At 40.8% G+C, this 15,299-nt stretch carries 11 protein-coding genes; 4 read left to right on the forward strand and 7 right to left on the reverse strand.

The window, feature by feature from the left end; translation table 11 throughout:
- Positions 1-16: 16 nt before the first annotated feature.
- From ACTJKC_RS01865 to ACTJKC_RS01875, 3 genes are all read right to left on the reverse strand, one after another.
- Positions 17-1,435, reverse strand: coding sequence for a hypothetical protein (locus ACTJKC_RS01865; RefSeq protein WP_440789746.1), 1,419 nt, complete (start codon positions 1,433-1,435; stop codon positions 17-19).
- 444 nt (positions 1,436-1,879) lie between these two features.
- On the reverse strand, positions 1,880-2,491 hold the full coding sequence (locus tag ACTJKC_RS01870) for a zeta toxin family protein (protein ID WP_440789748.1): 612 nt from the start codon (positions 2,489-2,491) through the stop codon (positions 1,880-1,882).
- 1 nt (position 2,492) lies between these two features.
- Positions 2,493-2,735: a hypothetical protein gene (locus ACTJKC_RS01875; RefSeq protein ID WP_440789750.1), complete on the reverse strand. Its 243-nt coding sequence runs from the start codon at positions 2,733-2,735 to the stop codon at positions 2,493-2,495.
- 821 nt (positions 2,736-3,556) lie between these two features.
- Between ACTJKC_RS01875 and ACTJKC_RS01880 the strand changes: the two genes are divergently transcribed.
- From ACTJKC_RS01880 to ACTJKC_RS01890, 3 genes are all read left to right on the forward strand, one after another.
- Positions 3,557-4,912: a hypothetical protein gene (locus ACTJKC_RS01880; RefSeq protein WP_440789752.1), complete on the forward strand. Its 1,356-nt coding sequence runs from the start codon at positions 3,557-3,559 to the stop codon at positions 4,910-4,912.
- A 512-nt stretch (positions 4,913-5,424) separates the two neighbouring features.
- Entirely contained in the window at positions 5,425-6,696 is a 1,272-nt protein-coding gene (locus tag ACTJKC_RS01885) for a hypothetical protein (RefSeq protein WP_440789754.1), read from the forward strand.
- Between the two features lie 382 nt (positions 6,697-7,078).
- On the forward strand, positions 7,079-7,591 hold the full coding sequence (locus tag ACTJKC_RS01890) for a hypothetical protein (protein ID WP_440789756.1): 513 nt from the start codon (positions 7,079-7,081) through the stop codon (positions 7,589-7,591).
- A gap of 423 nt (positions 7,592-8,014) precedes the next feature.
- On the opposite strand, the gene ACTJKC_RS01895 is transcribed toward ACTJKC_RS01890, so the two are convergent.
- Together ACTJKC_RS01895 and ACTJKC_RS01900 are read right to left on the reverse strand one after the other, a co-directional pair.
- Positions 8,015-8,896 (reverse strand): bacteriophage abortive infection AbiH family protein, encoded by an 882-nt coding sequence (locus ACTJKC_RS01895; protein ID WP_440789757.1) that lies wholly within the window; start codon positions 8,894-8,896, stop codon positions 8,015-8,017.
- A gap of 184 nt (positions 8,897-9,080) precedes the next feature.
- Positions 9,081-9,710 carry an SLATT domain-containing protein gene (locus ACTJKC_RS01900; RefSeq protein WP_440789759.1) on the reverse strand — a complete coding sequence of 210 codons (630 nt, stop codon included), beginning with the start codon at positions 9,708-9,710 and terminating at the stop codon, positions 9,081-9,083.
- Positions 9,711-9,912: 202 nt separating this feature from the next.
- On the opposite strand from ACTJKC_RS01900, the gene ACTJKC_RS01905 reads away from it, so the two are divergent.
- Positions 9,913-12,093, forward strand: coding sequence for a hypothetical protein (locus ACTJKC_RS01905; RefSeq protein WP_440789761.1), 2,181 nt, complete (start codon positions 9,913-9,915; stop codon positions 12,091-12,093).
- 277 nt (positions 12,094-12,370) lie between these two features.
- On the opposite strand, the gene ACTJKC_RS01910 is transcribed toward ACTJKC_RS01905, so the two are convergent.
- Complete coding sequence (locus ACTJKC_RS01910; protein ID WP_440789763.1) at positions 12,371-13,267, reverse strand: hypothetical protein; 897 nt, start codon at positions 13,265-13,267, stop codon at positions 12,371-12,373.
- Positions 13,264-15,228, reverse strand: coding sequence for an AAA family ATPase (locus tag ACTJKC_RS01915; protein ID WP_440789765.1), 1,965 nt, complete (start codon positions 15,226-15,228; stop codon positions 13,264-13,266). Before ACTJKC_RS01915 ends, ACTJKC_RS01910 begins: the two co-directional genes overlap by 4 nt.
- Positions 15,229-15,299 lie beyond the last annotated feature (71 nt).

The raw sequence follows: 15,299 nt of genomic DNA on the forward strand, positions 1-15,299 counted from the left end.
ATAGTATTGAGGTTGGTTAGTGTTTTGTAGTAGTATCTGTTTCTGCTGCGGACGGTTTTGAACTCACCATGGATTCCGCGAGGTTGGAGGGCAAGATATGATCAAAAGCTATTTTACTGATGATACCTCCTGACATTACCCCTTGCTCCCCGGGAACCAGCTCAATACCGATCGCCCTGTTTTTTGAAGTGACTATTTTGATCCCTTTGGCCAGTTCCTTCATCCTTGTAGTTTCCTTTGTGCTCAACCAGCGTGTTTTGAGGCCACTGCGGTTAAATGTTTTGATCAATTCGTCGAGATCGATGCCGATGATGACCTTGATCTGTCCTGTCATTATTTTTACCACAAAATCCTTTGAAAATGGTTTGGCAAACAGGGTTTCTGATAGTTCTTCTGTAATCTGCATCAGGTCAATGACGATGGAATTTTGGGTCTGTTTTTTAAGGATGGAGGGAATGACCACCTGTGCCATTAAGTGCGCAGTATCCCCATGGTATAGGCCAAGGTGCAGGCAGCCATCAATCAGCCGGTAACTCCAATTTCCGGTTTTGAGCTCTTCGAGCATTTCCAGGAATAAGCCATCAAAATAAACAGGATCAATTGTTGGCGTATTCACCTTCATCTCCGCGCCGGTCTCCGGATCGGTTCCCCTGTCGGTATTGATAATCTCGGTTGCCTGTTGTGCCCTTAGGTCCTGGCGGAGCGTGCGCTGCATCTGTTTACGTTCCTTTTCACTGAAATCACTTTGGAACCCCGGGCATGGCATACCGTTTTGAAGGCTTAAATCTATAAATTCCCTTATGCGTTCGTTGGTTTTGCCTTCTTTGAGTTCGGTGATATAGAGGCCTTTTTTACTGTCGGTTACCAAAAGGTCACCAATTTGAACATAGCTGGTCAGGTCTGATATCAGTGCAAATGTGCCGGGATCTTCATTGAGCTGATCCGATATTTTGATAGCGTGCTCCAGATTGGAATGTTCAAGCTGTTTATTTGATTTTTCACCGATGTTCAGACGTCTGGCTACATGGACCTGTTCGCTTAACAGCTGTATGACCATGCCATCGGCGATATGCGAAAGATTATGCAATCTCCTTACAATAACCTTACCTACAGCGGTATATTCTTTGATTTTTTCCTTGGCGTGGGCAGACCTGTATCTGATGATACTTTCTTTATTTTCCCTTAGCTCCTGCTGGTAGAACAATACTTCCTTTATCAGCAGTTTCTGTGCAGATTTGAATCCCTCCCGGCATTTGTCCATGAAGAAATTCATTTCTTCGGTATTCCATTTTTCACCAGGTTTGTTCTTTTGGGTTTCAGGTATGGAATCCATACCGAATGAAAAAGCAAAATCTGAGATTTCGATTAGTTTAGTGGCGAACTGTTCAGTCGATGGTAAACCGAATTGTTCTATTTTTAAGGTTGATTGCGTCATTACCCAAATATAATAATCAATACCGGTTTTTATATGATACTATTCTTTTTGGGATGAGGTGAAAAATGAAAATAACGGGTAGGTTGTCGGCCTGTAGTTGGGTATGGCTGGAAATAGGTAGAGAAATGGTTCCGGTATCGGCTCGCTCTACGAATTATTTGTTCTGTCGTCTTCCTACTGCACATTATTTTGCTTCTACATTATGTTTCTACCCGTGAGGGGATATTGTGGCAGGACGCGGGATTGTATTTTAGGTGAAATGGTAGTGCAAATTTTTGCTGTTTTCCCACCACGCTTTTGCACCCTATCGATTCCGCCCGAAAAGTGATTTTTTGCTTTTACCCGTGAGGAAATGTTGGGGGGGGATGCAGGACGGTACTGCAAGTGGAATGGCCAGTGCAATCTGTAGCTGTTTTTTGCATACAGCTTCTTAAAATCTTCCGATTAACCAGCTGCAAAGAATCCCAGTAATGGCAGGAACCAGTCTGGAAACTCATCGCCCTGATGATGAAGCTCCTGATTAATGATGTAGGCAATTTCTTTTGGTGGCTGTAGCTCATTGGTTTCACTGATTGCGTTATCATAGAATGTAACTGAATCAAACTGTGAAAAATATTGGTATAGGTTTTTTAAACCGTGTTCAAAATTATACCGGATTGAATCCTCTGTTACCTTATGGCCACCCATTCTTACCCGGTCCTCCACACGCTGTATGGACTCTTCGATGGAATTAATGCCCATAAAAACCATATGGATCTGATAGCCTGCGTTTTTAAATTCGCGCATGCTTGCCATGGGGTCAGATGAGCTAAAATTGGTTTCGAAGGCATAGTTGAGCTTTGCTGAAATTGCTTCCTTTTTTTCGACCTGAAAGATATGTTCGTCCACATAAGACCACAATGCCTCGCTTCCGATCTCCGGAAACTTGCGCCGGATAGCCGTCATATGTTTATCGCCGTCAAATACAATAAAGTCTGATTCGGTCAGTTGGGCAGAGAAAAGGCTCTTTCCAGCACCGTTGGGGCCGGCGACAATGAAAAGTTTGGGGATGTTCATGTTAGCTCAGTACACGCAATACCTTTTCGCTGGAATCCTGCTGATCCTGTTCGATGAGGAAAATATCCCCGTTTGGATACTGGTGGATGAACTGGTTACGCTCCACGCAAAGTTCGTTCCTGTAAACGAACGGCTGGTTGAGTTTTACTTTCAGTTGTTTTAGCTGCTCGAGTACGGTATGGAAACGATGTTCCTTTTCCGATTTCGGCACTTCAAATATCAGCCTGGATTCTCGTTTGGACATATCATCTTTTTTGATATTACAAATATAATAAAAATTGGGCGGATAGGGGAATGGATGCGGTGATCGGCGATAACCCTGATTAATTTTATCATGCTTTTCGGATCGGATTAATAGCTTGTCATTGTTCTTCGCATTTTCTCCATTCGTGCAGAATGGTAAAATGTATTGCTGATTGACTGAATATAAAACGAAAAAAGAGGCACATATTGAAGGCCTCTTTTCGCTGCGTGCAGCACTTACTTTTTCATCATCCTGTTGATGTCTTTGCGTAAACGGAATCTTAAGCTTTTAAGATTGTTTAGTAGGAGGCCGTTTGATCCCGCGCTAATCAAAAATGTTACGTGAAGTAACGACTCCAATTTTTCCTTGAGTGCACTAGTGTGCTGTTGTTTTTGTGTGTGCATAATATTTGTTTTTAATTGTTTTAACTGGATTTTAACCTCTTGTTTCATTTTGGGTTTATGTAATGGCATTTTCTTTGATTTTTAGGATACTTTCCTGTTCTCGTATATTCATGATACTTTGTTGCTTGAATATTACGAAAGTCAACCCTTTTGTTTCAGATTGGATTTAAGTTTTGACCCTTTTTAGGTTGATTACTGTTTTTCACGTTGTGATCTATTTATAATAGATTTTTTTAAATGTTACTGAACTTAATGCTATTGTTTCATTTTGAATTAAACTTTTTGACTCGTTTTTAGGTTGGATACTGCTTTTTCCGTTGGGATATTTTCTTATTAAAATTCTAAGATCCAATACCGATCACTACAAATCCAATCAGTTACCTATCTTTGATGTTAAGACCTAATAACCCTAAACTAATGCGAACTGCTGCCTATTCTTTAAAGGAAATCAAAAACTGCCCTAGCTGTGAGGCACTGTTGGAAGTCGATAAAGATATCTGTGACCACTGTGGTTATCAGTACCTGTCTCCTGTTTTGACCGGAGAGGAAACGCGCATGACCTTCGCCGAACTGACCGAAGAAATTGACAATGCTTTTTTTAGGCTGGAAAATTTTATGGAGGGAAAGTTGAAACACTATACCAGCTATGATTTCAGCTGGGCATTTACAATGCTGCTCCATAAGGCTGAAGGAGCAGAAAACTACAACATCAGAAATGTAAGTCGCATCGAAAATTATTTTACGCTGCTCTGCCAGCTTCGTTACGATTTTGATAAAACTGACTATCCAAACAAGAATGCAAATGGCAATGAGGACTTCATTTCGGACATGAATGACATTAGCCACCTGGCTTGGGATCAGGCTCATGAGTTTACCCGTTTTCAAACACCCGAATCCCATCAAACCAGATCAAAAAAGTATTCAATCAGTGATGTTATCTCAGGCAAGGAAATGGAAACGCCAACAACCTCAGAAAACTTCAAAGGACAGAACTTCAACGACTTCTTGGAAGGAGTGTATGACGGTAGTGTCTCTCAAATAGAGCAATTTAAGTGGGCCGAAACAATGACTAATGGCTTTCAGCTAGAACCGGTAAGATTACTGGAAAATGATGTGAGTTTTTTTATTTTCATGAAAAAGGAAGAGCTTGAATCAAGCTTTACAACATCAGAAATCGAAGGTGCCATAGAAAGATTAAAGAACAATAACCGTCCAATTCCTTACCGGGAAGTCCCAGACCTTTCAAAAATGGAGAAGGGTATGGGGAAGGGGCAAATAAAAAGCTTGCCGACAAGGAAGTATCTCGACATTGAAAAGCTTATGTTCCCCTATGAATTCTTCACGATCTACCGTTTTCAGAGCATGCTTAAGTTCAAAATCCAGGGCTTGAAAACAGGTGATCTCAAAAAGAATAGATCAGATCCCTCAGTGCTGGAAACTAGACTTCACGCCTCTGAAATTTTACAAATGCCAGTGGTAAAAAACCTTTCCCAAAAAGCACAAAAAGAATTGATCACTAAGTTAGCAGAAAGCGAACTGCCCTTTCAAGTAGCAATCCTAGCAACAATTGGATTCACTGAACCTAAAATTAACACAACATTCATTTCCAAAGTTCAGCTAATACATGTTATCTCGGAACTACTAGGCGCTGTTCCAAGAGCAGTAAAAGGAAATATTAACGTTCTTAATGCGTATTCCAAGGAAGACAAAAAAAGATATACGAGTTACCTGCACGTCGAAGACGTTAAAGATTTTATAGCAAACTTAAAATAGGGACTGTGCCCCGTTTTTTGCCCCCGATCGCCCCACTTTAATTTGTAATAACAAAATCAAGTAAGATGGGAAAGGTAAAAAAACATGTCGTAAAAACAGATAAAATCTCCAAAGTAGATGGGATAATGAAGTTAATTAAAATAGTTCTCGAGACGTTAATTATTTTGATTGAAGTGGCAAAGAAATTCATGTAAGGAGCGTAGTCTCGAAATCAGCAGGTAAACTACCTATCCCCAATTAATATAACATATGGATAGTTAATTTGCCAATTTGAAATAACCTTAAATTCTTAGGACAAATGCTTAATGGCCAGCTATGCTACTAACCATTCTTGTGGCTTTGTGCTCCGTTTTTATATTAATAAAAGCGTGATATTTACTGACTCTTAACTTAAAACTGGGTTAATTTTAAATGAGGACTTTGAGGTATAAAATATACTGTTTAGTTTAGCAAAGTTGTTAGGGAAATATTTCCTTAAAGCAAATCAGTTAACTATCTCAAGATCAAAGTATATGGCAGAAAAGCTCCACGAAGTTATTTCAGCAGTAATTAAAAAAGCAGGAACACCACTAAAAGTTTCGCAGATCGCAAAGATCATTCAGGATCAGCAGCTATGGTTTAAACCAAGCAATGGAGAATCGCCTAAGCAAGAGCAGGTCAGCGCACGGGTAAACAATTACCCCCACATTTTCTCCAGAGCAAATGGTCTGGTAAGCCTGGTAGCAGGAATCACGGAAAACAGGCTTCTGCGGATCACCTACAATAAAAATCTTTGGGAGCTACCAAGCGGACACCCCTGGAGCAGGAAAAACCAGGGCAAGCCTGACTACGCCTTTGAAAACATGTTTGGTTTTGGAGGTGAAGAATGGTTGTTTAATAACCGCTATAACATTGATGGCTATCAATATGGATATATCCGGGGTCTTTGGGAGGTGATGAATATCGATTTTATCGACACTTGTTATCTTTTTAGTATCCATCCTGAAAGTAAGGACCGGCTCCTGATCGCTATTTTGCGTAATGTAGCGCTTTTGGATCCAGACGCCCTTTCAAAAAAAGTAGAAGAAAACTTTGAGCGATATTCCCCGGATATGATTTCAGAGCTGAAAGAAGCCGGAGCAGACTACCAGCGTGCTAAAATTTCTGATATTCGTCCGATCATCCGGTTCAAAATGGAAGACGCTACAATCTTTGATGGACCCATTGTAGCAAATGAACTCAAAACCGGAAAAAAATATAATCGCTTTAAACCCTATAAGGTGGAAGGAGACCTGGAAACATTTCTTGCGGCCCTCACAATTAAAAAACGCACAGTATTTGTTCCAGGCAAGAGAAAGATCACTCTTGGTGGGCATACCAGAACAAACGAACCAAGGACTAAAGTCATTGCCGGACTGCACAATGAGATTTCTGACGCTTTAGAGAGGTTTCTTGCCGATGAATACAGCCTAAAGAATAAGAATATTTCGATCGAGACAATGACTTTTGGGAACAATATTGCAGACTTTGTACTGCAGCGTCCGGATAAAAAACTGGTACTGCTGGAAATCAAGACCTCTAGCAATGTACGTTACAATATCCGTGAGGCATTGGGCCAGCTGCTTGACTATTCAAACTGGGACTCAACTGTGAATATCAGGGATCTGGTCATTGTTTCCCCGGGTAAACTTACAGGTGAATTACTGGATTTCTTTGAGCGGATCAGAAAAAGTTTAAAATTTAATCTTTCTTATTGGCAATACGAGAAGGAAAATAGCGCAAAGAATAAATTTATCAAATACTAATGAGTGAGATAGCTCCGGCAACACCAGCCCTGCAAATAGATCCTATCTTTTCACTTGTGCGCAAATTGCAACAGGCAAACTTAACTGCCCTAGGATTATGCTATCAGGAGGAAGTGAGAAAGTTTATTATTTTCCCACTACACACTTGCGGCCTATCGGCTCCGCCCGAAAGGTGCTTTTTTTGCTTCTACCCGTGAGGGTATGTTGTAGGTTGGCGCAGGGCTGTGCTGCAAGTAGAAGGGGCTGTGCAATTTTTTGCTGTTTTTTTTTGTGGCCCGGTGGCGAATCTTGAAAGGAGTTGTTTAGACAGTTGCTGTCCAGCCTAACAATCGCCGCCATTTAAATCCGCCAATTTCCTATATTAGTGGCACAAACGCTTCCCATGAAATACACCCTGCTTTTTTTACTGTCCTTTTTATCCCTTTCGGCTTTGTGCCAAAAAAACGGCAGTTATTATCTTACCCATGCCGGTGATACTATTGACTGCGATATCAGGGCCTACACCAATCTCCGCGGGAGAACGGAACTGTCGGCCTTTTCCAAGTCAATCACGGTGGAAGGTGGTGGGGAAACCAAGAAGCTGAAGCCTAGAGATATCAGGGCATTTGTTTTTGTGGATGTGGATACCGCCTACAAATTTGTCACCCTGCCGGGCGATGGGTCCCGTTTTTTTCATGAGGTGGTTAAGGGAAAGCTTTCGTTCTATAAACTGTATGTGCCGGGGAATACGCTGCCGGTTATGGTAAAGGGGGATAAGGTGGTATATCTGAATGTGATCGGGGCAAGGAAACGCATAGCGGGACTGATCGCGGACTGTCCGGGGCTGCTGAAAGAATGGGAGGGCGGGGGAAAGGTATACGGTGCGGGACAGGGAGGAGATTGTGCGGGCTTATAATGAGTGTGGGGGCTGAGTGGGGTATACAGTGCTACTTTAGCTTTCTCTTTTTTCAGTTCGCGATGGGGGTGAATTGCATATGTTTTTGTTTGAAATAGTATTGTTGTTTTTTCTTTGCGAAGATTCTACCGGAAGGAGTTTTTGTTTTTATTTTTTGGGCGTGCCCCTAAAGGGGCGCGTCTTCCGCTGTATCTCCCTGCGGGAGGATGCCGCTGCACCCGCTCACGCAGCTGTTGATGATGATTCGTTTAAGGTATTGTTAACAAAGGCGCATTATTTTTCATTCAAATAAAAGTAGTGAGGTTGTTTACCAATATTTCTGTGCAAGTTGATGCATCAGGAGATGGAATGGGCTTTCGTATAATACCGGTGAAGGTAGGGTAAATTGAAGGTTTTGAGGTAGGCTTCTCGGGACATGGCTTGCTAGAGTTCATCAATCCTGATCATTTTAAGCCGGTTTTCTGGGATACCTGTTATTTTTAGCGCAACTTCTGCCAAACTTTCATATTCCCATTCACTGTAGTAGCTTATCTTCCAAAATGCATCTGGGAAAACTTGTGAAAGTTTTTCGAAATAAGGCCAATCGGCTTTGCCCAGGGAATGCCCAAGAACGCATATCGTATTGATGCCTGAAAGACCATTGATAAATGGAGCATGGGTTTTCAATATCCTATCGGTATCCTTGAAGAGTGCATGGAGGGGGTACTGTGAAGCATTCCTCGCATCGGTAAACATGGTACGGGTAGAATTACCATCCTCATCAAGTCCATCATCTTCAGTTTCGATTTCTTCCCCATGGCCAAAGATTAACTCGTCATGACCTTCCACACTTCCATGGATGTACAGGATTCTTTCAGTCTGTATGCCATACATAAGCTCTAAGGTATTGGTGTAATTAAATGTGATAAATGCATCCTCCGCATGGAAAACATTACATACTTCTTTTTCAGGGAATTCTATTTCTTCTACCCAGTCTGTGAAACCTTCTTTGATTGAGTCGGTAAGGCGCTCGGTTTCTTGCTCAATTTCATCTTGTAGTCCGTAAGTCTCGCTAATTTTAAAGCTATCGCTCATCACATCGGTAAAGTCGTAAGCCTCATAGAAACCTTCTGTGTCGAAAGTAGAAAGGTCATTTTCGAAGTCTTTCCAAAGGTACTCTGCGTTGGTTGACATATAGAAATATTGGTCAATTTGACTTTCGAGTTCTTTATTGTTTTTGATAATATATCGATGGAAATCTGCATAACTAGTCTTGAGGCCATTATGAAGGTCAAATCCGTTTCCGATAATATATAGAGTTGGCATGGTCGTTCGCTATTTGGTGGTTATACGTGAATATAGTTAGTTCGAGTTAATTATCCCTAAACTATCCTAATGTCCACCTCTTTATTAACTTTCATTGTTTGTAAATACAATCAATTAATACTATTGGTGCAACTTGGTTTAAGTCTCTAAAAAAACGTTATGTCAACCTAAGCCGGAAAACAGCCTAAGTACGCACAAAGAAAATAATGATAACCAGCGGTGGTATAACGATAAGGAAATAGTAAATGAAAAACGTCGATACATGGTAATTGAACCATGCACGAAATACGTCAAAACTAGACATATTATGGTAATCGGGTTTAGTAGCTTTAAAACGCGAATTGTCGATTGGCAAATGGTTATCGTATTTCTCGAGTATCCGCTGGTACTTTCCTGATGAGTACTTTGCAAACTCCTCCTTTTCCGGATCGTTTGCATTGGGCCTAAGTGTTTTGAATATCCGTAGTTCATTATACAGTTCAGATAGTTCCAGTCCACATGCGTGAAATTCTTTGGCTTTTACATTGAAGTCTTTGGCGCTTTCAATCTGCCCGAAAACCAGAGCAAGGATCGAAAGGCAGGTGACAGAATAAGCTGTCACACTCTCACTTATCCATTGGGAGTTGTAGATGTTGTAAACCGACAATAGTCCGGCTGCCGTAAGGTAAACCGAAATCAGGCTGTTGCATAGCCCTGAAATCTTTGACAACCGTTTCAGTCTGCTGTGTGCATGGAAACGGGCACCTTTTGTTGACCATATTTTGTAGTTCAGTTCCTCCAGAAAGGTTTTTTCGAGGTAATCTTGGTTGTTCATGAGCGTTAATGAGCAATTGGGTTTGGTTAGTTGCTTTCCCCCGCAAAAATAGGGGATGGTATTTCAAATCAAAGGGTTTACGGTTTTTTTCGGGAGGTTTTTGGATACATTACTTATTTATGGGTAGGCAGTCCACGGTTATAAATGCGGTTTTGGTCCAATTTTTCCATAGCTTTATATTTAATACAAATAATCTAATTTAATGGACTCACTCAAAATTAACCTCGAAAACTGTTACGGGATCAATAAACTCGTACACGAGTTTAGGTTTTCAGAATCAAAGGTGCAGCTTATCTACGCGCCCAATGGGATGATGAAATCCTCGCTAGCCCAGACCTTTGAAGACATTGCGGAGGGGAAGGTCTCTATGGACAGGATATTCAGGGACCGGCCAAACAGTCGTGCTGTTACCGTGGACGGCTCGCCGATTCTCCCCGAAGACATATTCGTTATCCAGAGAATGCGCGAACCCACCTTCAGGGATGCCAGTACCATCTTGGCCAATGCCGCGTTGCGGGAAAGGTATTTGGCGCTTAACGAAAAGGTGCTATCTTCCAAGACGGAGTTCATAAATATACTGCAGCCATTTTTTGGTATAAAGGCGAATCTCGTCGAGCTGGAACTCAGTACTGTTTTTGGAATGGGTGTTTTTGAGCTGTTGAGGCAGTTTAAAGATCAGATTGAAGAAATAGCTGATCCGGTTTATCAGGGGGTGATTTATAATGAGGTTTTTAATGATAAGGTACTGAAGTTCCTTCAGGGTAAAAATTTTAACCGGAAGATAGCCGAATACATCGGTATTTATGATGACCTGGTGAATAAGAATGAAAGCCTTTTCATGAAAGGGACATTTAACCATTATAATGCGGATACCGTAAGTAAATCTCTGAAAGAGAACAAGTTTTTTGCGGCAAACCACAAGGTGAAAATCAAAGACCAGGAAATAGACAATATCGAAACACTGGAGCGGCTGATTGCTGAAGAACGCGATAAGGTTCTGAATAATCCGGACCTCAAAAATAAATTCGATGAGATCGACAAGGCACTGAATTCCAATACCGAACTCAGGAAATTCAGGGCGTTTATCGATCAGAACCAACAGGTACTAAATGAGCTGGCCGATGTTGATGGATTCAGGAAAAAGCTCATACTGCATTACATTGCAGCCAATAGGGACACAGCAAACCATGTGTTGGATATCCATGATGAAACAGAGGCCGAGAGAAGCGCTGTCATCCAGGAGGCTAAGGCCGAGCAGGAAGACTGGAAAAATGTACTCCAGGTTTTCAACGAAAGGTTCTCGGTGCCATTTGAACTCATTGTCGGGAACCAGGATGATGTAATCCTCAATGAAAAAGCTCCGGTGCTGGTTTTTCGGTACAGGGACTCCCACGGCTATATGGATCTTGGTGGGGGCGAACTGCAGACTAGCCTGAGTACCGGGGAGCTCCGTGTATTTTACCTGCTCAATATTATTTTCCAGTTCGAAGTGAAGCGCAGGTCAGACAGGAAGCAGCTGGTAATTGTCGATGACATAGCTGATTCCTTCGACTATCGCAATAAGTATGCGATCATCCAGTACCTGAAAGATATTTCTGAGGAAGAGAACTTTTTTATGCTTGTGCTTACCCACAATTTCGATTTTTACAGGACTTTCAAAAGCCGGCTGGGAGATGAAATAAATTACCAGGGAAACTGGATGGGGATAAAGGGCACAACCGCGGCGACCTTGCGCATTGGCGAAAAGAGGGATGTCTTTCCGCAGTTACGAAGAAAATACGCGGAGTGTAACCTGAGTTTTATTGCGTGTATCCCTTTTGTGAGGAACCTGATCGAATTTACCGTGGGTGAACGGGATATAAGGTATCTGACACTGACGTCTCTCCTGCACATGAAACCCCATCGTCCAGAGGAGGGGATTGCCGCTTCAGCAGACCTCGGCAAAGGTGAGATACAGAGTATATTCAATTCTGTCTTTAATCTCAACCCTGTTTGTAACGACCCCGGAAAAAAGGTCTTCGATCTGATAATGGAGCAGGCGGCCATATTGTTTGCCCACGACGAACCTGATTTTACCGACCTTAAGGTCAAGCTCTGCCTTTCCCTTGCGATCAGGCTGCGGGCCGAAAGATTTATGATCGGTAAAATACAGAATGTGCAGTTCCATGATAACATACTTAAAAAACAGACGGGAAAGATCGTAAAGCAATATAGGAATGAGTTCCCTGAAGATAAGGCGGTTTTGGGGATGATGGATAGCGTTCTTTTAATGACGGCGGAAAATATCCATGTCAATTCGTTTATGTACGAACCTTTGATGGATCTTTCGATTGAACACCTGAAAAAACTTTATGGGCAGATCTTTTCTCTTCAGCTTAACTGACAGTAACCTAAAGTTGAGAAAAATGCCAACTACCGTTCCTAGCGATGTCTTGGCGTTGTCTCTGATGACTGGTATTTTCCCTGTATCTTTTGTTTCAAAGAAACGGTTGAAGGGAGATGCGAATTGAGGATTACTGTTTGGTTCATTTGGAAACAGGGAAGTCCTGACTATCTCATCAGTTCTTTAATATTTTTTTATCGGCTTCATACGATTAAGATTAGGTCTTTATCCAAATGAGATAAAAAAACCGTCTTTGGCGAAATTAGTAATAGTTGAATTATATTATACCTAATTCTTTGAGGATGTCATTTTTGAATTTACTGAATGGCCGGTTGCCAAAATTTTTAACATCTTCCTCGGTCCCGAATGCCATATTGTAAAGTTCTTTGCGATGAATGTTGGTTCCCTGGAGAATGTTGGCTTTAAGTATAGTCAGATATTTTTCGGAAAATGCATACTTTAACCTAAGTAACTCCTTTAGTTCACTAGAATGTGTGTTATATATCAGATCGGTTTTAAGATCTTTGAGGGTTCTATGCGCTTTAATATTAGAAGTTTCTGTCTTGATGACTACTCCGCTTGGTTCATCATTGGTAAACTTATAGGTAAATGAAAAATCATCGATGTAATCATCAACATATGGGTGGTTGTGAAAAGTCAGATCGAAATCTGCCTCATGTTTTATTCCAGAGTTGCAGATGCTACACGAGGGAATGAGGTTATAGAACGAGAGGGCAAGTAGTGGATTGTTTTTTTTGTTAAAAAAGTGGTCAAATTGCGGCCTTGTGATTTTTTCTTTGTCTTTGCTTATAACAGTGTGGGTGTAATTTCGATTGCAATAGACACAGACATTGACTTCCAGCGCTTTTGCTAGATGATATGCGCTATACCGGGTTTTTGTTTTAGCGATAAACCATTCATAATCGAAAACCTTTCTTATTGCTTTTATGTTGTTTGCTGTCGCGATTCCGGAGATTCTATTGTTAAATATCTCCAAATCAGATGGTTCTCCTATTAGAATTTTGTCAATATCAGGAATTAGTGATCTCAGGAATCTCTTCGAGTGGCGCCCGTTGTAGGTTGTTATTCTTTTGGTAACCAGTGGTCTCATTTTTTTTAGAAAATCGTGCCTGGCTTGTGCAATTTTCAGTGAGTCTGTAGGTATATTGATCATTTGGTAAGCTGATTTCTTTTCTGGTTCAATTCTTTGATTTGCTGGTCAATTACACTTAGTTGCAGGTTGCTGTTCATTTTTTCATCATACATTTCCGCAAGTTTTCGTTTGGCAATTGGTTCATCAATGATCTCAATCAGCTTCTTGTAATGGCCCGCCCCGTCGTTGTTGTCAGCCTGATTCAACCAGTTCACAATCTCCTTGATTTTATCTTTTGCAAAATCCCCGATCAATCCATCACTAAGAAAAAATGAGTCCGCCAGCAGGTCTGTGATATTTGCGCCAAAAGTGTTTTTGATATCCTTATCATCTGTATATATATGTGTTTCGTCGGCCATTAGGTATACTACATTGCTACTGGGAAGATCGGAGAGGCTTAGTGGGTCATGGGTAGTTAATATGATCTGTAAAGTAGGCTTTTGGGGATATCGATCAAAAAAATGGGGTATAGTCTGAACGATGGCCTTGACGAATTTTTTTTTCCAGACCGGATGGAATCCAAGGTCAGCTTCGTCCAATAGTAACACAAAGGTCTGCAGATTAGGTTTTGGGTTAGTTTTTACATTGAGTTTGAATTCCAAAAAATCATAGAGTTTAGAAAAAAAGTTCAATAGGGCATTTTCACCAGAGCTTAATTTCTTTTTTGCAGGAGAATAATAGATTAATCCCTGTACCAGAAAGTTGATGTTTGAATAGTCCTTATCATGTTGTTTCAATTGTTTGTTATAATAATCTGAAATTTCAAAAACCATATCTCTCTGGAGATTCAGGAGATCAATTGCGTCATTGGCGGCAACTTTTATACGCTTGTCCCCTATTGATCCTTTGTCTTTAAGCTGATCTATTATGGAATAAAGCTTATTTACCAAAGCTTCGATAACTCCAATGTCAAACGGGTTTTCTTTTCCCCTGGCGGTAAAGACATAGGCATTCCTAAAAAACGAGTAGAATGAATCGAGTGCTGTTTCCGTTTTTAAATTCCGGTTAAATTCCTGCTCATCGAATTCGTTTTCGCTGAGGTAACTGTTACTGACATCCATTTGGCGATGTACAATTGATAGGATAAGACTAAGAATGTCCCTTTTAAGTACGTATCCGTTAACCTCTGCCTGATTTGTTACGTTGCCATTTTTGTCAATTTTTCGAAACGTATGATATGCGTTGGCCTCTTTATTGATCTTATCAAGAACCTGGTCAATGGGATAGAGAAAAGTCCTTGGAACATTACGGGGACTTTTATCAATTTCAGTTCCACGGAAATCAAGGTATGCCTCTCCGTGGTCTGGAAAATCGAAAAGCTCCTGAAATACCTTTTGCCTGGTTACCAGAGGACTGGAAAGGAATTGGATTTGCCTGACGGCATTCTTAAAAAGAAGTTCTTCCTTGACGCTGTAAGCCAACCCGTTGCTTTTCTTGCCCTTTTCGTTCACTCTCTGTAGATCAAGTTCAAGATAATTGTCAGCAGATATATCAAAATAATCAATCTCATCAAAATTGGGATTATATTTGAAGTCAAGATGCGGAGAATAGTAAATGGTTTGTACAATTCTGTCTTCCAGTTTCGCCAAAGGCCTAAAGCCGTCTTCTTCCTCAAAAAAGACATTATCGATATCTTCGGAAGCAAAAAATGGTATATCCTGATCGTCCTCAAGGATCAGGAAATATTTTGAATAAGGCAAGCCATTTGATTTGTCGACAAAACTTTTCCTTATGATATCTAACATGCTGGATTTTCCAATTCCGTTTTGTCCTACAATAGCTGAAACATTCTCAATCCGGATATGGGAAGTGCCAACATTATAAAACCCATCAATATGCTTTGGATTAGGTGTTCTACTTATGTGATGCCCTCGTTTCGAAATAGGCTCAATTTCATAAAAAAACTTTCCACCTAAATTGATCATTTGAGCTTTATAATTTAGGTATTCATGTTCCAGGATAAAGAGTGCGGTAATTTTCATGTTTTTGTGTCTGGCTATGGTATTTCTTTCGATATCAGAATCGATTCTGTGAACTTATTTTAAATTTAAAA

This window comes from Pedobacter sp. 22226 (assembly GCF_052045455.1).
Classification (GTDB): domain Bacteria; phylum Bacteroidota; class Bacteroidia; order Sphingobacteriales; family Sphingobacteriaceae; genus Pedobacter; species Pedobacter jeongneungensis.